Source organism: Aeromonas sp. R5-1, assembly GCF_040908265.1.
Lineage (GTDB): Bacteria > Pseudomonadota > Gammaproteobacteria > Enterobacterales > Aeromonadaceae > Aeromonas > Aeromonas caviae.
In genome coordinates, this window is sequence record NZ_JBFODJ010000127.1 from 1 (window position 1) to 20251 (window position 20251).

Annotated in this window: 18 protein-coding genes and 1 tRNA gene; all 19 read left to right on the top strand. The window is 56.3% G+C overall.

Translation table 11 applies throughout. From position 1 onward, the window contains the following. Nucleotides 1-1137: elongation factor Tu (tuf, locus tag AB5Y64_RS17540; protein WP_017788708.1), on the top strand; the 1137-nt coding region annotated here is incomplete at its 5' end. 52 nt (nucleotides 1138-1189) lie between these two features. Then, nucleotides 1190-1266 (top strand) — tRNA-Trp (locus AB5Y64_RS17545). Between the two features lie 60 nt (nucleotides 1267-1326). After that, a complete protein-coding gene (gene secE, locus AB5Y64_RS17550; RefSeq protein WP_010675960.1) occupies nucleotides 1327-1698 on the top strand; it encodes a preprotein translocase subunit SecE in 372 nt (123 codons plus the stop codon). A 9-nt stretch (nucleotides 1699-1707) separates the two neighbouring features. Then, nucleotides 1708-2259: a transcription termination/antitermination protein NusG gene (nusG, locus tag AB5Y64_RS17555; RefSeq protein ID WP_010675959.1), complete on the top strand. Its 552-nt coding sequence runs from the start codon at nucleotides 1708-1710 to the stop codon at nucleotides 2257-2259. 134 nt (nucleotides 2260-2393) lie between these two features. After that, a complete protein-coding gene (gene rplK / locus AB5Y64_RS17560; protein ID WP_005306313.1) occupies nucleotides 2394-2822 on the top strand; it encodes a 50S ribosomal protein L11 in 429 nt (142 codons plus the stop codon). A 4-nt stretch (nucleotides 2823-2826) separates the two neighbouring features. After that, entirely contained in the window at nucleotides 2827-3528 is a 702-nt protein-coding gene (rplA, locus tag AB5Y64_RS17565) for a 50S ribosomal protein L1 (RefSeq protein WP_010675958.1), read from the top strand. A 256-nt stretch (nucleotides 3529-3784) separates the two neighbouring features. Then, nucleotides 3785-4285, top strand: coding sequence for a 50S ribosomal protein L10 (rplJ, locus tag AB5Y64_RS17570; protein WP_005339895.1), 501 nt, complete (start codon nucleotides 3785-3787; stop codon nucleotides 4283-4285). Nucleotides 4286-4336: 51 nt separating this feature from the next. Further along, nucleotides 4337-4702, top strand: a complete 366-nt coding sequence (gene rplL / locus AB5Y64_RS17575) for a 50S ribosomal protein L7/L12 (RefSeq protein ID WP_010675957.1) — start codon at nucleotides 4337-4339, stop codon at nucleotides 4700-4702. Nucleotides 4703-4925: 223 nt separating this feature from the next. Beyond that, nucleotides 4926-8954 carry a DNA-directed RNA polymerase subunit beta gene (gene rpoB / locus AB5Y64_RS17580; RefSeq protein WP_039040981.1) on the top strand — a complete coding sequence of 1343 codons (4029 nt, stop codon included), beginning with the start codon at nucleotides 4926-4928 and terminating at the stop codon, nucleotides 8952-8954. A gap of 91 nt (nucleotides 8955-9045) precedes the next feature. Beyond that, nucleotides 9046-13350, top strand: a complete 4305-nt coding sequence (rpoC, locus tag AB5Y64_RS17585; protein ID WP_010675955.1) for a DNA-directed RNA polymerase subunit beta' — start codon at nucleotides 9046-9048, stop codon at nucleotides 13348-13350. 197 nt (nucleotides 13351-13547) lie between these two features. Next, complete coding sequence (locus AB5Y64_RS17590; RefSeq protein ID WP_010675954.1) at nucleotides 13548-14264, top strand: transcriptional regulator; 717 nt, start codon at nucleotides 13548-13550, stop codon at nucleotides 14262-14264. 26 nt (nucleotides 14265-14290) lie between these two features. Continuing rightward, a complete protein-coding gene (locus tag AB5Y64_RS17595; RefSeq protein WP_010675953.1) occupies nucleotides 14291-14671 on the top strand; it encodes a RidA family protein in 381 nt (126 codons plus the stop codon). Nucleotides 14672-14757: 86 nt separating this feature from the next. Then, nucleotides 14758-15150 (top strand): sulfurtransferase complex subunit TusD, encoded by a 393-nt coding sequence (gene tusD / locus AB5Y64_RS17600; protein ID WP_010675952.1) that lies wholly within the window; start codon nucleotides 14758-14760, stop codon nucleotides 15148-15150. 9 nt (nucleotides 15151-15159) lie between these two features. After that, nucleotides 15160-15516, top strand: coding sequence for a sulfurtransferase complex subunit TusC (tusC, locus tag AB5Y64_RS17605; RefSeq protein WP_039040982.1), 357 nt, complete (start codon nucleotides 15160-15162; stop codon nucleotides 15514-15516). 7 nt (nucleotides 15517-15523) lie between these two features. Then, entirely contained in the window at nucleotides 15524-15802 is a 279-nt protein-coding gene (gene tusB / locus AB5Y64_RS17610; RefSeq protein ID WP_039040983.1) for a sulfurtransferase complex subunit TusB, read from the top strand. Between the two features lie 181 nt (nucleotides 15803-15983). Further along, entirely contained in the window at nucleotides 15984-16358 is a 375-nt protein-coding gene (gene rpsL / locus AB5Y64_RS17615) for a 30S ribosomal protein S12 (RefSeq protein WP_005306278.1), read from the top strand. A gap of 93 nt (nucleotides 16359-16451) precedes the next feature. Then, nucleotides 16452-16922: a 30S ribosomal protein S7 gene (rpsG, locus tag AB5Y64_RS17620; RefSeq protein ID WP_010675949.1), complete on the top strand. Its 471-nt coding sequence runs from the start codon at nucleotides 16452-16454 to the stop codon at nucleotides 16920-16922. A gap of 75 nt (nucleotides 16923-16997) precedes the next feature. Further along, the gene (fusA, locus tag AB5Y64_RS17625; RefSeq protein ID WP_010675948.1) at nucleotides 16998-19103 is read left to right on the top strand and encodes an elongation factor G; all 2106 of its coding nucleotides are present in this window, start codon (nucleotides 16998-17000) and stop codon (nucleotides 19101-19103) included. A gap of 54 nt (nucleotides 19104-19157) precedes the next feature. Continuing rightward, nucleotides 19158-20251, top strand: a 1094-nt coding sequence (gene tuf, locus AB5Y64_RS17630; protein WP_005306258.1) for an elongation factor Tu, incomplete at its 3' end; no start/stop codon positions are given.

The following is a 20251-nucleotide window of genomic DNA, read 5'->3' on the forward strand; positions in this document are numbered from 1 at the left end:
ACCATCGGCCACGTTGACCACGGTAAAACCACCCTGACCGCCGCCATCACCAACGTGCTGGCCAAGCACTTCGGTGGTAAAGCTTTCGCCTTCGACCAGATCGACAAGGCACCGGAAGAGCGTGAGCGTGGTATCACCATCAACACCTCCCACGTAGAATACGACACTGCTACCCGCCACTACGCCCACGTAGATTGCCCGGGTCACGCCGACTACGTTAAAAACATGATCACCGGCGCTGCCCAGATGGACGGCGCAATCCTGGTAGTAGCAGCGACTGACGGCCCGATGCCGCAGACTCGTGAGCACATCCTGCTGGGTCGTCAGGTAGGCGTTCCGTACATCATCGTGTTCATGAACAAGTGCGACATGGTAGATGACGAAGAGCTGCTGGAACTGGTCGAGATGGAAGTTCGCGAACTGCTGTCCGAGTACGACTTCCCGGGTGATGACCTGCCGGTAGTACGTGGTTCCGCACTGAAAGCGCTGGAAGGCGAAGCTCAGTGGGAAGAGAAGATCCTGGAACTGGCTGGCCACCTGGACACCTACATTCCGGAGCCGGAGCGCGCAATTGACCAGCCGTTCCTGATGCCTATCGAAGACGTCTTCTCCATCGCAGGCCGTGGTACCGTAGTAACCGGTCGTGTAGAGCGCGGTATCGTTAAAGTTGGTGAAGAAGTGGAAATCGTTGGTATCAAAGATACCACCAAGACCACCTGTACCGGCGTTGAAATGTTCCGCAAACTGCTGGACGAAGGTCGTGCAGGTGAGAACGTTGGCGCGCTGCTGCGTGGCGTGAAGCGTGAAGACGTAGAGCGTGGTCAGGTACTGGCCAAGCCGGGCACCATCAAGCCGCACACTAAGTTCGAATCCGAAGTGTACGTGCTGTCCAAAGAAGAAGGTGGTCGTCACACTCCGTTCTTCAAGGGCTACCGTCCGCAGTTCTACTTCCGTACTACCGACGTGACCGGTACCATCGAACTGCCGGAAGGCGTAGAGATGGTCATGCCGGGCGACAACATCAAGATGGTTGTTACCCTGATTGCGCCGATCGCGATGGACGACGGCCTGCGTTTCGCCATCCGTGAAGGTGGCCGTACCGTAGGTGCTGGTGTTGTAGCCAAAGTTATCGCTTAATCTTGGCTTACATAAATAAAGCAAAGCCCCTATAATAGGGGCTTTCTTATGCAGGGGCGTAGTTCGAATTGGTAGAACAGCGGTCTCCAAAACCGATGGTTGCGGGTTCGAGTCCTGCCGCCCCTGCCATATACCTCGTCTCGTACGGGGCTTTTGTGTCTTTGGTTACGTCAGATACAGGTGGGTTGTATGAGTGTTAGTTCTGAGGGTCAGGGCGGAAGCAAGGATACCCTGCTTTGGGGCCTGGTTTTCATCATCCTGGCGGCCGCTGTAGTGGGCAATTACCTGCTGAGCGACGTTATTGCTGCCGTCCGCGCCCTGGGTGTGGTCGTTGTCATCGCTGCTGCCGGTGCAGTGGCCCTGCAAACCACCAAGGGCAAGGCAACACTGGCGTTTGCCCGTGAGTCTCGCCTGGAAGTCCGCAAGGTCGTATGGCCGACCCGTCAGGAAGCCATTCAGACAACCCTGATTGTGCTGGCGGTGACTGCCGTGATGGGGCTGCTGCTGTTCGTGTTGGACGGCGCCTTGGTCTGGTTGGTCAACTTGATTACCGGTGTGTAAGGATAAGCCATGACTGAACAACGTGAACAGCGTATGAGATGGTATGTCGTGCAGGCATTTTCCGGCTACGAAGGCCGTGTTGCCAAATCCCTGCGTGAACATATCAAGATGCATGGCATGGAAGAGCTGTTTGGTGAAGTGCTGGTCCCGACCGAAGAAGTGGTCGAGATGCGTGCTGGCCAGAAGCGCAAGAGTGAGCGCAAATTTTTCCCGGGATACGTCCTGGTCCAGATGGTGATGGATGAAACCACATGGCACTTGGTACGCAATGTACCACGTGTAATGGGTTTCATCGGCGGTACCTCCGATCGCCCTGCTCCTATCTCCGATAAAGAAGCGGATGCCATCCTCAATCGTCTGCAAGATGCCCACGACAAGCCGCGTCCGAAAACCCTGTTTGAACCGGGTGAGATGGTCCGGGTTGCCGATGGTCCGTTCGCCGACTTCAACGGTACCGTTGAAGAGGTGGACTACGAAAAGAGCCGCGTGAAGGTCTCCGTACTGATCTTCGGCCGCTCAACGCCGGTAGAACTGGATTTTGGTCAGGTCGAAAAAGGCTGATTAATCTCTGTACGCTTAACGGTTGTCAGGGGCAGCGATTATCTCTATAATTCGCTGCCCCTTTATTTGTTGGGGAGCCGTTTGCAGGAGCATGTCTCCGAGGCGTTAGAACCCATTTTTGAGGTATTTTTGTAATGGCTAAGAAAGTCACAGCTTATATCAAGCTGCAAGTTAAGGCTGGCAGTGCTAACCCCAGCCCTCCCGTTGGTCCTGCTCTGGGTCAGCACGGTGTGAACATCATGGAATTCTGTAAGGCATTCAACGCCCGTACAGAAAAGCTGGAAAAAGGTTCTCCGACTCCGGTCGTGATCACCGTTTACAGCGACCGTTCCTTCACCTTCGAAACCAAGACTCCGCCCGCTTCCTTCCTGCTGAAGAAAGCCGCTGGTATCCAGTCTGGTTCCGCCAAGCCGAACAAAGACAAGGTTGGTAAGGTGACTGTGGCTCAGCTGCAAGAAATCGCCAAGACCAAAGAGCCGGATATGACTGGTGCCGATCTGGATGCAAAAGTACGTTGCATCGCCGGTTCCGCTCGTTCCATGGGCCTGGTAGTGGAGGAGTAAGACAATGGCTAAACTGTCCAAGCGTATGCGCGTTATTCGCGAAAAAGTTGACGGTACCAAAGAGTACTCCATCAACGAAGCCATTGCCCTGCTGAAAGAACTGGCTACCGCCAAGTTCGTTGAAAGCGTTGACGTTGCCGTTAACCTGGGTATCGATGCTCGTAAATCCGACCAGAACGTACGTGGTGCAACTGTACTGCCGCACGGTACCGGTCGTGACATCCGTGTCGCCGTGTTCACCCAGGGTGCCAATGCCGAAGCCGCCAAGGCTGCCGGTGCTGAACTGGTTGGTATGGACGACCTGGCCGAGCTGGTCAAGAAAGGCGAGATGAACTTCGACGTCGTCATCGCATCCCCGGATGCCATGCGTGTTGTTGGTCAACTGGGTCAAATCCTGGGCCCGCGCGGTCTGATGCCGAACCCGAAAGTGGGTACCGTCACTCCGAACGTAGCCGAAGCCGTCAAGAACGCCAAGGCTGGTCAGGTTCGTTACCGTAACGACAAGAACGGTATCATTCATACCACTCTGGGCAAGGTCTCTTTCAACGAAGTTCAGCTGAAAGAAAACCTGGAAGCGCTGCTGGTTGCCTTGAAGAAGGCCAAGCCGTCCTCCGCCAAGGGTGTATTCATCAAGAAAGTCAGCATCTCCACCACCATGGGTGCCGGTGTTGCCGTAGACCAAGCTTCCCTGGAAGCTCAGGCCTAATTGATGGGTTTTACAAGGCGCAAAATTTAATCTATAATTTTGCGCCTTGATTGGTTGGGGGTTTCGACCTCCGTCCAAGACCGCAGGAGGCCGCAAAGCCTTAATTCTTCCTGCGTAGACGGTGCCGGAAACCCAGCGAGAAAGATTCTTTCTCTTCTGGAATCCTGCTACCGCATCGTTCCCCTCTGTTGTAAAGGTAGGGGGGATGTGTCAGTACTGGGTCAACAGACCCGGATTCAATCCAGGAGTTAAGCCAATGGCATTGGGACTCGAAGACAAAAAGGCAATTGTTGCTGAAGTCAACGAAGCTGCCAAAGGCGCTCTTTCTGCAGTTGTAGCCGATTCTCGCGGCGTCACTGTAGACAAGATGACCGTCCTGCGTAAGACCGCTCGTGAAGCTGGTGTGTACATGCGCGTTGTGCGTAACACCCTGCTGCGTCGCGCGGTAGAAGGTACCGAATACGAGTGCCTGAACGACGCATTTACCGGTCCTACCTTGATTGCTTTCTCTAACGAACACCCGGGCGCTGCCGCTCGTCTGTTCAAAGAGTTTGCCAAAGCGAACCAAAAGTTCGAAATCAAGGCTGGCGCTTTTAACGGTGAGTTTATCGCCGCAGCACAAATTGATCGTCTGGCCACGCTGCCGACTTACGAAGAAGCAATTGCGAAGTTGATGGCTACCATGAAGGAAGCCTCTGCTGGCAAGCTGGTTCGTACTATCGCTGCTGTTCGCGACCAGAAACAAGCTGCTGCTTGATTCTCGCCTATCTAGGCTGTTTGAGTTTATTCAACATCAGGAATTTTTGTCATGTCTATCACTAAAGACCAAATCATTGAAGCCGTTGCTTCCATGTCCGTAATGGAAGTTGTTGAGCTGATCGAAGCTATGGAAGAGAAGTTCGGTGTTTCTGCCGCTGCTGCCGTCATGGCCGGCCCGGCTGCTGCTGAAGCAGTAGAAGAGAAGACCGAGTTCGACGTAGTTCTGACTGCTGCTGGCGCCAACAAAGTTGCCGTCATCAAGGCCGTTCGTGGCGCTACCGGTCTGGGCCTGAAAGAAGCCAAGGACCTGGTAGAAGCTGCTCCGACCAATCTGAAAGAAGCCGTGTCCAAGGACGAAGCTGAAGCTCTGAAGAAAGAGCTGGAAGCTGCCGGTGCTTCTGTTGAGATCAAATAATCTGCATTTATGTAGATTAGCCTGATAAAACAGGCTAAGGCTGGTGAATCTTTATTCACCAGCCTTTTTGCGCTGTAGACTGAGAGTATTTCACACCGTTCACGACTCTCGGTGCACCAGCAATCCGGACCGCCTCATCGTCCGGGCCAACACAAAACGGTGTTGAGACAGAGCTGTCCCGTGGGGACAGAGTGGGTCACTTATCAGCGAGCTGAGGAACCCTATGGTTTACTCTTATACCGAAAAAAAACGCATACGTAAGGACTTCGGTAAGCGAGACCAGGTACTGGACACGCCTTATCTGTTGTCCATTCAGCTGGACTCCTTCAAGCAGTTCATCGAGGCTGACCCGGAAGGTGAGTACGGCCTAGAAGCCGCCTTCCGTAGCGTTTTCCCGATCACCAGTTACTCCGGTAGTGCTGAGCTTCAGTATGTCAGCTATCGCCTGGGTGAGCCGGTATTTGACGTAAAAGAATGCCAGATCCGTGGAGTGACCTACTCCGCGCCGCTGCGTGTCAAGCTTCGTATGGTTCTGTACGACCGTGAAGCAGCTGCCGGCACCGTCAAAGATATCAAGGAACAAGAAGTATACATGGGCGAGATTCCGCTCATGACCGAGAACGGCACCTTTGTCATCAATGGTACCGAACGGGTTATCGTCTCCCAGCTGCACCGCAGCCCGGGGGTCTTCTTCGACCACGATAAAGGCAAAACACATTCATCCGGTAAGGTATTGTATAACGCCCGCGTTATCCCCTACCGTGGCTCCTGGCTGGACTTCGAGTTCGATGCGAAAGACAACCTGTTTGTCCGTATCGACCGTCGTCGCAAACTGCCGGCCTCCATTATTCTGCGCGCCCTGGACTTCAGTTCCGAAGAAATCCTGGCCACCTTCTTCGAGACCATCGGTTTCGAGGTCAAGGATGGCAAGTTGATGATGGATCTGGTGCCCGAGCGCCTGCGTGGCGAGACCGCGACCTTCGACATCATTGCCAATGGCGCCGTGGTGGTCGAGACCGGTCGTCGTGTCACTGCCCGTCACATCCGTCAGCTGGAAAAAGACGGCATCACTCAGATCGAGGTGCCGGTAGAGTATGTTGTTGGCAAAGTTGCAGCCAAGAACTATGCACATCCGCAGACTGGTGAAATGGTCGTGACTGCCAACCAGGCCCTGAGCCTGGAAGCAGTTGCCAACCTGTCCCAGGCCGGCTTCAAGCACTTCGAGGTTCTGTTCACCAACGAACTGGATCACGGTGCCTACATGTCCGAGACCCTGCGTATCGACTCCAGCTCCAGCCGCCTGGAAGCCCTGGTCGAGATCTATCGCATGATGCGTCCGGGCGAGCCGCCCACTCGCGAAGCGGCCGAGCAGCTGTTCGAGAACCTGTTCTTCTCTTCCGAGCGTTACGACCTGTCTACCGTAGGTCGGATGAAGTTCAACCGCCGTTTGGGTCGTGAAGACGAGACTGGCGTTGGCGTGCTGACCAAGGACGATATCGTCGAGGTCATGAAGCGCCTGATCGACATCCGTAACGGTAACGACGAAGTGGACGATATCGACCACCTTGGTAACCGTCGTATTCGTTCCGTCGGTGAAATGGCCGAGAACCAGTTCCGTGTCGGTCTGGTCCGTGTCGAGCGTGCGGTGAAGGAGCGCCTCTCCCTGGGCGATCTGGACACCCTGATGCCGCAGGATCTGATCAACGCCAAGCCGATCTCCGCCGCGGTCAAAGAGTTCTTTGGTTCCAGCCAGCTGTCCCAGTTCATGGACCAGAACAACCCGCTGTCCGAAGTGACCCACAAGCGCCGTATCTCCGCGCTGGGCCCGGGCGGTTTGACCCGTGAGCGTGCCGGTTTCGAAGTTCGAGACGTACACCCGACCCACTACGGTCGTCTGTGCCCCATCGAAACGCCGGAAGGTCCGAACATCGGTCTGATCAACTCGCTGTCCGTGTATTCCCGCACCAACGAGTACGGTTTCCTCGAGACCCCGTACCGCAAGGTGATCGACGGTGTGATCACCGACGAAGTGGATTACCTGTCTGCGATTGAAGAAGGCAAGTACGTGATCGCACAGGCCAACGCCGCGACCACCGAAGATGGCCGTCTGAAAGATGAATTGATCCCGTGCCGTCACAAAGGTGAATCCACCTTTATGAACGCCGACCAGATCCAGTACATGGACGTGAGCCCGCAACAGATCGTCTCTGTGGCAGCGGCCCTGATCCCGTTCCTGGAACACGATGACGCGAACCGCGCATTGATGGGTTCAAACATGCAACGTCAGGCTGTACCGACCCTGCGCGCTGACAAGCCGCTGGTAGGTACCGGTATGGAACGCGCCGTGGCCGTTGACTCCGGTGTCACCGTAGTGGCCAAGCGTGGCGGCATGATCGACTACGTCGACGCCTCCCGTATCGTTATCAAGGTCAATGAAGATGAGCTGCTGCCAGGCGAAGCCGGCATCGACATCTACAACCTGACCAAGTACACCCGTTCCAACCAGAACACCTGTATCAACCAGCGCCCCTGCGTGATGCTGGGTGAGCCGGTGATGGCCGGTGACGTGCTGGCTGACGGCCCGTCCACCGATCTCGGTGAACTGGCGCTGGGTCAGAACCTGCGCGTCGCGTTCATGCCGTGGAACGGTTACAACTTCGAAGACTCGATCCTGGTGAACGAGCGCGTGGTTCAGGAAGATCGCCTGACCACCATCCACATCCAGGAACTGGCCTGTATCTCCCGTGACACCAAGCTGGGTCCGGAAGAGATCACTGCTGACATCCCGAACGTGGGTGAAGCCGCTCTGTCCAAGCTGGACGAGTCCGGTATCGTCTACGTGGGTGCCGAAGTGAAGGGCGGCGATATCCTGGTCGGCAAGGTAACTCCGAAAGGTGAAACCCAGCTGACTCCGGAAGAGAAGCTGCTGCGCGCCATCTTTGGTGAGAAGGCGTCCGACGTGAAGGACTCTTCCCTGCGAGTGCCGAACGGTGTGTACGGTACCGTGGTTGACGTGCAAGTCTTTACCCGCGATGGCGTGGAAAAAGACAAGCGCGCCAAAGAAATCGAAGAGATGCAGTTGAAGGAAGCGAAGAAGGACTTGACCGAAGAGTTCAAGATCCTGGAAGACGGCATTTTCGGCCGTTCCCGCAACCTGCTGCTGGCCGCCGGTTACAGCGAAGATCGTCTGAACAAGCTCGATCGTTCCAAGTGGTTTGAGCTGGCCATCGAAGATGAAGCCAAGCAAATCGAGCTGGAGCAGATCGCTGAACAGCACGTTGAGCTGAAGGCCGAGTTCGACAAGAAATTCGAGAACAAGCGTCGCAAGATCATCCAGGGCGATGACCTGGCGCCGGGCGTACTGAAGATCGTCAAGGTCTATCTGGCCGTCAAGCGTCGCATCCAGCCGGGTGACAAGATGGCGGGCCGTCACGGTAACAAGGGTGTTATCTCCAAGATCTGTCCGGTCGAGGATATGCCTCATGACGAGTACGGCCGTCCGGTCGACATCGTACTGAACCCGCTGGGCGTACCGTCTCGTATGAACATCGGTCAGATCCTCGAAGTGCACCTGGGCCTCGCGGCCAAGGGCATCGGCGAGAAGATCGACCGCATGATCAAAGAACAGCGCGAGCTGCACGAGATGCGCGAGTTCCTGCAACAGGTCTATGACCTGGGCGAGAAGGACTCCCAGCAAGTGAACATTGCCGAGCTGTCTGACGACGACGTACGTACCCTGGTGGGTAACCTGCGTAAGGGTCTGCCGGTGGCTACACCTGTCTTTGATGGTGCCAAAGAGCGCGAAATCAAAGCCTTGCTGAAGCTGGCCGATCTGCCGGAATCCGGTCAGATCTCCCTGTTCGACGGTCGTACCGGTAACGCCTTCGAGCGCAAGGTCACCGTGGGTTACATGTACATGCTGAAGCTGAACCACCTGGTAGACGACAAGATGCACGCGCGTTCTACCGGTTCCTACAGCCTGGTTACCCAGCAGCCGCTGGGTGGTAAGGCGCAGTTCGGTGGTCAGCGGTTCGGTGAGATGGAAGTGTGGGCCCTGGAGGCTTACGGTGCGGCATATACCCTGCAGGAAATGCTGACCGTCAAGTCTGACGATGTGAACGGCCGTACCAAGATGTACAAGAACATCGTGGATGGCGACCACCGTATGGAGCCGGGCATGCCCGAATCCTTCAACGTATTGCTGAAGGAAATCCGCTCTCTGGGTATCAACATCGAGCTGGACGAAGAGTAAGAGCTCGCTCTTATTGTTCGAGAATTGACGTGGGCGCCCCGCTGTTTCGGCAGCCGGGGCGCCGAGGTTAGACTCCTGACAGGGGAAACACGTGAAAGACTTACTCAAGTTTTTGAAGGCTCAGACCAAGACCGAAGAGTTTGACAGTATCAAGATCGGTCTGGCCTCTCCTGACATGATCCGCTCCTGGTCATTCGGTGAGGTCAAAAAGCCTGAGACCATCAACTACCGGACTTTCAAGCCGGAGCGTGATGGTCTGTTCTGCGCCCGTATCTTCGGACCGGTGAAGGACTACGAGTGTCTGTGCGGCAAGTACAAGCGCCTGAAACACCGTGGTGTGATCTGCGAGAAGTGCGGTGTAGAAGTGACCCAGACCAAGGTCCGTCGTGAGCGCATGGGCCACATCGAGCTGGCCAGCCCGACTGCCCACATCTGGTTCCTGAAGTCCCTGCCGTCCCGTATCGGTCTGCTGCTGGACATGACCCTGCGTGACATCGAGCGCGTGCTGTATTTCGAATCCTATGTAGTGATCGAACCCGGCATGACCAACCTCGAGCGCAGCCAGATGCTCTCCGAAGAGAACTATCTGGACGCACTGGAAGAGTGGGGCGACGAATTCGACGCCAAGATGGGTGCCGAGGCCATTCTGGCTCTGCTGCGCGCCATCGATCTGGAAGGCGAAGTCAAAGCCATGCGTGAGGAGCTGGATCAGACCAACTCCGAGACCAAGCGCAAGAAGACCACCAAGCGTCTGAAGCTGATGGAAGCCTTCCTGCAATCCGGCAACAAGCCGGAGTGGATGATCATGACAGTGCTGCCCGTGCTGCCGCCGGACCTGCGTCCGCTGGTACCGCTGGACGGCGGTCGTTTCGCGACCTCCGATCTGAACGATCTGTACCGTCGCGTGATCAACCGTAACAACCGCTTGAAGCGTCTGCTGGATCTGGCTGCGCCTGACATCATCGTGCGCAACGAAAAGCGCATGCTGCAAGAGTCCGTGGATGCCCTGCTGGACAACGGCCGTCGTGGTCGTGCCATCACCGGTTCCAACAAGCGCCCGCTGAAATCCCTGGCCGACATGATCAAGGGTAAGCAAGGTCGTTTCCGTCAGAACCTGCTGGGTAAGCGTGTCGACTACTCCGGTCGTTCCGTTATCACCGTAGGTCCGACCCTGCGTCTGCATCAGTGCGGTCTGCCGAAGAAGATGGCACTTGAGTTGTTCAAGCCCTTCATCTACGGCAAGCTGGAATCCCGCGGTCTGGCGACCACGATCAAGGCCGCCAAGAAGATGGTGGAGCGCGAAGAAGCCGTCGTCTGGGACATCCTGGACGAAGTGATCCGCGAACACCCGGTTCTGCTGAACCGTGCGCCGACCCTGCACCGTCTGGGTATCCAGGCGTTTGAACCGACCCTGATCGAAGGCAAGGCCATCCAGCTGCACCCGCTCGTCTGTGCCGCCTATAACGCGGACTTCGACGGTGACCAGATGGCGGTCCACGTACCGCTGACCCTGGAAGCCCAGCTGGAAGCGCGTGCCCTGATGATGTCCACCAACAACATCCTGTCGCCTGCCTCCGGTGAGCCGATCATCGTTCCTTCTCAGGACGTGGTCTTGGGTCTGTACTACATGACCCGTGCCCGTATCAACGCCAAGGGCGAAGGTATGGTGCTGTCCGGCCCGAAAGAGGCCGAGAAGGTCTACCGTGCCGGTCTGGCCGACCTGCATGCTCGCGTCAAGTGCCGCATCACCGAGTACGTGAAGAACGAAGCCGGTGAGCTGGTTGCCAAGACCGAGATGAAGAACACCACCGTTGGTCGTGCGATCCTGAGCCTGATCCTGCCCAAAGGCATGGAATACGCCCTGATCGACGAGCCCAAGGTACTGACTGCTGCAGAGCAGGCTGACCTGGACGCCAACCCGCAGAACTGGATCAAGTGCGTCTCCAACAAGGCGCTGGGCAAAAAGCTCATCTCCCGTCTGCTGAACACCTGCTATCGCAAGCAGGGCCTGAAGGATACCGTCATCTTCGCTGACCAGCTGATGTATACCGGTTTCCACTACGCGGCCCTGTCCGGTGCCTCTGTTGGTATCGATGACATGGTCATTCCGGATGCCAAGAAAGACATCATCGCTGCTGCAGAAGCCGAAGTCGCCGAGATCCAGGACCAGTTCCTGTCCGGTCTGGTGACCGCGGGCGAACGTTACAACAAGGTTATCGATATCTGGGCCAGCGCGAACGATCGCGTCTCCAAGGCCATGATGGACAACCTTTCCAAGGAGCGTAACGTCAACTCCCTGGGCGATGAGGAAGAGCAAGCCTCCTTCAACAGCATCTTCATGATGGCCGACTCTGGTGCGCGGGGCTCCGCCGCCCAGATCCGTCAGCTGGCCGGTATGCGTGGCCTGATGGCGAAGCCGGATGGCTCCATCATCGAAACGCCGATCGTGGCGAACTTCCGTGAAGGTCTGAACGTACTGCAGTACTTCATCTCCACTCACGGTGCTCGTAAAGGTCTGGCGGATACCGCACTGAAGACAGCGAACTCCGGTTACCTGACCCGTCGTCTGGTTGACGTGGCCCAGGACATGGTGATCACCGAGGACGATTGCGGCACTACCGACGGTCTGTGGATGACTCCGCTGATCGAAGGTGGCGACGTGGTCGAGCCGCTGCGTGAGCGCGTGCTGGGTCGTGTGGTGGCCGAAGACGTGATCAAGCCGGGTACCGAGGATGAAGTGCTGGTAGCGCGCAACACCCTGCTCGACGAGCAGCTGTGTGACCTGCTGGAGCGCAACTCCGTCGACCGCGTGAAGGTACGTTCTGCCATCACCTGTGAGACCGACTTCGGTAACTGTGCTCACTGCTACGGCCGTGATCTGGCCCGTGGTCACCTGGTTAACAAGGGTGAGGCTGTCGGTGTTATCGCCGCTCAGTCCATCGGTGAACCGGGTACCCAGCTGACGATGCGTACCTTCCACATCGGTGGTGCCGCATCCCGAGCGGCTGCCGAGAGCAGCATCCAGGTGAAGAACACCGGTAGCATCAAGTTGCAGAACGCCAAGTTCGTTCTGAACAACTCTGACAAGCTGGTTATCACCTCCCGTTCTACCGAGCTGACCATCATGGACGAGATGGGCCGTACCAAGGAAAGCCACAAGCTGCCTTACGGTTCCGTGCTGGAAGTGAAGGATGGCGAAGCGGTGAACGCCGGTGATACCGTCGCGAACTGGGACCCGCACACCCACCCGATCATCACCGAAGTGGCGGGTCGTCTGCACTTCGAACACATGATCGACGGTGTGACCATCACTCGTCAGACCGACGAGCTGACCGGCCTCTCTTCCATCGTCGTACTGGATGTCAACGAGCGTCCGAGCGCCGGTAAAGAGATGCGTCCGACCGTGAAACTGGTCGATCTGAATGGCAAGGATGTGATGATCCCGGGCACCGACGTTCCCGCCCAGTACTTCCTGCCGGGCAAGGCGATCGTGAACCTGGAAGATGGTGCCAACGTGGGCGTGGGTGACGCGGTTGCGCGTATCCCGCAAGAGTCCAGTGGTACCAAGGACATCACCGGTGGTCTGCCGCGCGTTGCGGATCTGTTCGAAGCACGTCAGCCGAAAGAGCCGGCCATCCTGGCCGAGATCTCCGGTACCATCTCCTTCGGGAAAGAGACCAAGGGCAAACGTCGTCTGGTCATCACCCCGACCGATGGTGGCGAGATCTATGAAGAGATGATTCCGAAATGGCGTCACCTCAACGTGTTCGAAGGTGAAAAAGTTGAGAAGGGTGAAGTGCTGGCGGACGGTCCCGAATCTGCTCACGACATCCTGCGTCTGCGCGGTATCAGCCCGGTCGCCAACTACATCGCCAACGAAGTGCAGGACGTTTACCGTCTGCAAGGCGTTAAGATCAACGACAAGCACATCGAAGTCATCGTGCGTCAGATGCTTCGCAAGTGCGAGATCCTGAGCGCTGGCGACACCGACCTGATCGAAGGTGAACAGGTTGAAGTGGCCCGTGTGAAGATTGCCAACCGTAAACTGGTTGCCGAAGGGAAGACCCCGGCTACCTACCGTCATATCCTGATGGGTATTACCAAGGCATCTCTGAGCACCGAGTCCTTCATCTCCGCGGCTTCCTTCCAGGAGACCACCCGCGTGCTGACCGAAGCAGCCGTTGGTGGCAAGCGTGATGAACTGCGCGGCCTGAAAGAGAACGTGATCGTGGGTCGTCTGATCCCGGCTGGTACCGGCTTTGCCTACCACCACAGCCGCATCAACCAGCGTGCCGCCGCAGCCCGTGCTGTCGGTGTGCCGCAGGTGACTGCCGATGAAGCTCAGCAAAACCTGGCGGATCTGCTCAACGCAGCCGGCAGTTTTGACGAAGAGTAATCTTCAGCTGCAGTGATCGAAAAGGGCCCCTTCTAGGGGCCCTTTTTTTATTTCCCATCCGGCGCCCAGCGTGCACTGGGCTGGGGCAGGGGGATGATCCAGTGCAAGGTTATAGAGCAAAAAATCAAAAAAAGTTGACATTGCCCCGTCGCAACTGAAAACTCGGGAAAGTTGAATGGGTATTACAGGGGTAGAACATGGCTGTCGGTATCGAGGAAGTACTGCTTCCCGAAGAGCAACTGAGCGGTCGCGCTTTTACAGACGAAGACAGGGAGCTGTTGCGTTCATATGGGGGCCTTATCGAAGGCCTGGCCGATCTGTTCGGCAAGCACTGCGAGGTGGTGCTCCACTCCCTGGAAAATCTGCATGAGTCCGTGATCCAAATCGCGAATGGTTTCAATACGGGTCGAACTCTGGGGGCGCCGATCACCGATCTCGCCCTGCGGATGCTCAAGGACATCGAGAGCACGGGTCAGGATCACACCCAGAGTTATTTTGCCCGCAGTCGGACCGGTGCCTTGATGAAGTCGAGCACCATCGCCATCCGTAACCGCGACAAGCAGGTGATCGGCCTTATCTGCATCAATTTGCACATCAATGCGCCTTTCCACGAGTTCGTGGCCGAATTCTTCCCGACACCACAGCAGGTGGAGCGGCAATCACCGGAGACCTTCGCCAACAGCGTCGAAGAGCTGGTTGCCCAGACGGTGGACAACACCATCGACGAGATCAATCGTGATCCCTCCGTGGCCAACAATGCCAAGAACCGTTTTATCGTGACCCAGTTGTTCGAGAAGGGCATATTTGATATCAAGGACTCGATCAACCTGGTCGCCGACAAGCTGAATATTTCCAAACATACCGTGTATCTCTACATCCGACAGCGCAAGCAGGGTGAAGAAGAGAGTGAGTAAGCGCCATAGATAGGGGATAGATAACAATGGCTAAAGAAGTGATTGCAACCGACAAGGCGCCTGCCGCAATTGGCCCTTATGTCCAGGCTACCAAGCTGGGTGAGCTGGTCTTTACCTCCGGGCAGATCCCGCTCGATCCGGCCACCATGGACATCGTTGCCGGTGGCATCGAGGCTCAGGCAGAGCAGGTGATGAAGAATCTGGTTGCCGTCTTGAAAGCCGCAGGAGCCGATACCAGCAAGGTACTGAAGACCACCTGCTTCCTGAGTGACATGAACAACTTCGTGGCCTTCAACCAGGTGTATGCCCGCTACTTTGGCGAATCCGCTCCGGCACGTTCCTGCGTGGAGGTCGCTCGTCTGCCCAAGGATGTGCTGGTCGAAGTCGAAGCCATCGCTTACGTCTGAGCCTGTTTCATTGGAAAAGCCCCTCCCAGGAGGGGCTTTTGCGTCTGTGAGGTAGAATGGATGCACCGCTGTGCAGGAGTGCGATCATGAGTCTGAATTTTGCTCTGCTGGTCACCGGGCCCGCCTATGGCACCCAGACGGCCAGCACGGCCTATCGTTTTGCCCTGAGTCTGGTCGAGCAGGGACACCGCTTGTCCCACCTCTTCTTCTATCAGGAGGGGGTGTGCAATGCCAATGGCCTCCATGCGCCAGCCAGCGATGAGACCGACCTGGTGGCACTGTGGCGCGAGTTGGCCATCCAGCAGGGCATCCGCATCGATGTGTGTGTGGCTGCGGCCATGCGCCGTGGCGTGCTGGATGAGCAGGAGGCCAAGGGAATGGGACGGGAGCATTTCAATCTGGAAGCCCCATTCTGCCTGAGCGGGCTCGGTCAGTTGGCGGAAGCTGCACTGACCGCTGATCGCTTCGTTCAGTTCTAGGGGGACAAAATGACCAGAATAGCGTTTATCTCACGGCGTGGTCCCCATGGTTCGGCGAGTGGTCGGGAGGGGCTGGATGCTCTGCTGGCCACCTCTGCATTGACGGAGTCCCTGGCACTCTTTCTGGTGGGGGATGGCGTAATGCAACTGGTGAGGGAGCAATCACCACACGCCATATTGCAGCGTCACTACGCCCCGACCTTCAAGATGCTGGAACTGTATGACATCGAGGAGATCTATGTCTGTGCGGTGTCACTGGCTGAGCGAGGACTGACGGTGGCTGATCTGCTAATTCCAGTTATTCCGCTCTCTCCTGCGGAAATTCGCCGTAGCTGGGCGGGTTTCACCACCCACATCGGCTTCTGAGGTGTCCGTGATACAGCTGATATTGAACTCTCCCTTCATGAGCCAGGATCTCGAGTTGGCGTTGCGTTACCGCATGGAAGGGGATCTGGTGGTGTTGATGCAGGATGCCGTGATGGCGGCGGCTGCCCCCGGGTGGTGCGAGCGCTTGGCAGAGGTCCCCCTGTACGTCATGAAGGAAGACCTGCAAGCGAGAGGCTTGTCATCCGGGGTCGGGATGGAACTCGATATGCCGGGTTTGATCAGGTTGATCGCCGAGCACGGATCACCGCAGACCTGGGGCGGTTAGACTTGGTTTTCCTTTTTATCTCAGTTGCTTAGCATAATGTCATTCGACTGTCATTTGCCATTTCGGTGTGCAAATTGTATAAATCTTGACTCCCCAGACAACAGGGCATAAAATTTCGCGTCCCCGTATCTGCGGGGAGGATTTTTCACACGTTTATGAAGTCATTATCAGGAGCCTTTTGATGGCAACTATTAACCAGTTGGTTCGCAAGCCACGCATCAAGCTCGTTGTGAAAAGCAACGTGCCGGCGCTGGAAGCGTGCCCTCAGAAGCGTGGCGTATGCACCCGTGTATACACCACCACCCCGAAGAAGCCTAACTCTGCACTGCGTAAAGTATGCCGTGTACGTCTGACCAACGGCTTCGAAGTCACCTCCTACATCGGTGGTGAAGGTCACAACCTGCAAGAGCACTCTGTTGTTCTGATTCGTGGCGGTCGTGTAAAAGACTTGCCAGGTGTTCGTTATCACACCGTTCGTGGTGCGTTGGACTGTGCCGGTGTTAAAGACCGTAAGCAGGCTCGCTCCAAGTACGGCGTGAAGCGTCCGAAAGCTTAATGGTTCTCCGTTAAGTAAGGCCAAACGTTAATTCGTTTCTAGTTAGATAACTTTCTAGTTTTGGGTAACCCCTGAAGTTACGGAGAATTTGAAATGCCAAGACGTCGTGTTGTTGGTCAGCGTAAAATCCTGCCGGATCCCAAGTTCGGATCTGAGCTGCTGGCTAAATTTGTCAACGTAGTAATGGTTGACGGTAAGAAATCTGTTGCAGAAGCCATCGTTTATGGCGCCCTGGACATCATTGCCACCAAATCTGGCAAAGAGCACCTGGCCCTGTTCGAAGTCGCTCTGGACAACATTCGTCCGGCGGTCGAGGTTAAATCTCGTCGCGTCGGTGGTGCAACCTATCAGGTGCCGGTAGAAGTTCGTCCGGTACGTCGCAATGCTCTGGCAATGCGCTGGTTGGTTGATGCCGCTCGTAAACGTGGTGAAAAATCAATGGCTCAGCGTTTGGCTGGCGAGCTGCTGGATGCCGCTGACAATAAGGGTTCGTCTGTCAAGAAACGTGAAGACGTTCACCGTATGGCTGAAGCGAACAAGGCCTTCGCTCACTTCCGCTGGTAATCCGCTTGCGCAGGGTCTTATGACTCTGCGCACCTTTAATTATCTGGGGACAAGCGCCCTAGTAAGAGGATGACAATGGCTCGTACAACCCCCATTGAGCGTTATCGTAATATCGGTATCTCCGCTCACATCGACGCCGGTAAGACTACTACTACCGAGCGCGTTCTGTTTTACACCGGTGTAAGTCACAAGATCGGTGAAGTTCACGATGGCGCCGCCACCATGGACTGGATGGAACAGGAACAAGAGCGTGGTATCACCATCACCTCCGCCGCGACCACCGCTTTCTGGTCCGGTATGGGTAAACAGTTCCAACCGCACCGTATCAACATCATCGATACCCCGGGCCACGTTGACTTTACTATCGAAGTAGAGCGTTCCATGCGTGTTCTGGATGGCGCCGTGATGGTGTACTGTGCCGTAGGTGGCGTACAGCCCCAGTCTGAAACCGTATGGCGTCAGGCTAACAAGTACAAGGTTCCCCGTATCGCGTTCGTCAACAAGATGGACCGTACCGGTGCTAACTTCCTGCGCTGCGTTGAGCACATCAAGACCCGTCTGAAAGGTAACCCGGTTCCTCTGCAACTGAACATCGGTTCCGAAGAGAACTTCAAGGGCGTTATCGACCTGGTCAAGATGAAAGCCATCAACTGGAGCGAAGCTGACCAGGGCGTATCCTTCGACTACGAAGACGTCCCGGCCGAGCTGCTGGAACAGGCGCAAGAAATGCGCATGAACCTGGTTGAAGCCGCTGCTGAAGCGTCTGAAGACCTGATGGAAAAATACCTGGGTGGTGAAGAACTGACTGAAGAAGAGATCAAGAAAGCTCTGCGTCAGCGTGTTCTGAACAACGAAATCATCCTGGTTACCTGTGGCTCCGCGTTCAAGAACAAGGGCGTACAGGCCATGCTGGATGCCGTGGTCGAGTACCTGCCGGCTCCGACCGACGTTGCTGCTATCGACGGTCTGAAGCTGGATGGCGAGACCAAGGACGAGCGTCACGCTTCCGATGACGAGCCGTTCTCTGCTCTGGCATTCAAGATTGCTACCGACCCGTTCGTGGGCAACCTGACCTTCTTCCGTGTTTACTCCGGTGTGGTCAACTCCGGTGACTCCGTGCTGAACTCCGTTAAAGAGAAGCGCGAGCGTTTCGGCCGTATTGTTCAGATGCATGCCAACAAGCGTGAAGAGATCAAAGAAGTTCGCGCAGGCGACATCGCTGCTGCCATCGGCCTGAAGGACGTCACCACCGGTGATACCCTGTGTGACGAAAGCGCACCGATCATCCTGGAGCGTATGGAATTCCCGGAGCCGGTAATCTCCATCGCCGTTGAGCCGAAATCCAAGGCTGACCAGGAGAAGATGGGTCTGGCTCTGGGTCGTCTGGCTCAGGAAGATCCGTCCTTCCGCGTATGGACCGACGAAGAATCTGGTCAAACCATCATCGCCGGTATGGGTGAGCTGCACCTGGACATCATCGTTGACCGTATGCGTCGCGAGTTCAAGGTAGAAGCCAACGTAGGTAAGCCGCAGGTTGCCTACCGTGAAACCATCCGCAACACCGTCAAGGACATCGAAGGCAAGCATGCCAAGCAGTCCGGTGGTCGTGGTCAGTACGGTCACGTCGTTATCGACATGTACCCGCTGGAAGAAGGCAAAGCCTACGAATTCGTCAACGACATCAAGGGTGGCGTGATTCCAGGCGAATTCATCCCGGGTGTTGACAAGGGTATCCGCGAGCAGCTGAAGTCCGGCCCGCTGGCAGGCTATCCGGTAATGGATCTGGGTGTGCGTCTGCACTTCGGTTCCTACCACGATGTCGACTCTTCCGAACTGGCGTTCAAGATCGCTGCTTCTCTGGCGTTCAAGGCTGGCTTCATGAAGGCCAACCCGGTACTGCTCGAACCGATCATGAAGGTCGAAGTCGAGACTCCGGAAGACTACATGGGCGACGTGATCGGTGACCTGAACCGTCGTCGCGGCCTGATCGAAGGCATGGAAGATGGCCCGTCCGGCAAGATCGTACGTGCGCTGGTGCCGCTGGCCGAAATGTTCGGTTACGCCACCTCCCTGCGTTCTGCTACCCAGGGTCGTGCTTCCTACGCCATGGAATTCGCCAAGTATCACGATGCCCCGACCAACGTCGCCCAGGCCGTGATCGAAGAGCGCAAATCCAAGTAATTTAAGATTCCCCGCCTACGACGGTAGGCGGGTTTAACCTAGAAGGACTACGTCGTGTCTAAAGAAAAATTTGAGCGTAATAAACCGCACGTAAACGTCGGCACCATCGGCCACGTTGACCACGGTAAAACCACCCTGACCGCCGCCATCACCAACGTGCTGGCCAAGCACTTCGGTGGTAAAGCTTTCGCCTTCGACCAGATCGACAAGGCACCGGAAGAGCGTGAGCGTGGTATCACCATCAACACCTCCCACGTAGAATACGACACTGCTACCCGCCACTACGCCCACGTAGATTGCCCGGGTCACGCCGACTACGTTAAAAACATGATCACCGGCGCTGCCCAGATGGACGGCGCAATCCTGGTAGTAGCAGCGACTGACGGCCCGATGCCGCAGACTCGTGAGCACATCCTGCTGGGTCGTCAGGTAGGCGTTCCGTACATCATCGTGTTCATGAACAAGTGCGACATGGTAGATGACGAAGAGCTGCTGGAACTGGTCGAGATGGAAGTTCGCGAACTGCTGTCCGAGTACGACTTCCCGGGTGATGACCTGCCGGTAGTACGTGGTTCCGCACTGAAAGCGCTGGAAGGCGAAGCTCAGTGGGAAGAGAAGATCCTGGAACTGGCTGGCCACCTGGACACCTACATTCCGGAGCCGGAGCGCGCAATTGACCAGCCGTTCCTGATGCCTATCGAAGACGTCTTCTCCATCGCAGGCCGTGGTACCGTAGTAACCGGTCGTGTAGAGCGCGGTATCGTTAAAGTTGGTGAAGAAGTGGAAATCGTTGGTATCAAAGATACCACCAAGACCACCTGTACCGGCGTTGAAATGTTCCGCAAACTGCTGGACGAAGGTCGTGCAGGTGAGAACGTTGGCGCGCTGCTGCGTGGCGTGAAGCGTGAAGACGTAGAGCGTGGTCAGGTACTGGCCAAGCCGGGCACCATCAAGCCGCACACTAAGTTCGAATCCGAAGTGTACGTGCTGTCCAAAGAAGAAGGTGGTCGTCACACTCCGTTCTTCAAGGGCTACCGTCCGCAGTTCTACTTCCGTACTACCGACGTGACCGGTACCATCGAACTGCCGGAAGGCGTAGAGATGGTCATGCCGGGCGACAACATCAAGATGGTTGTTACCCTGATTGC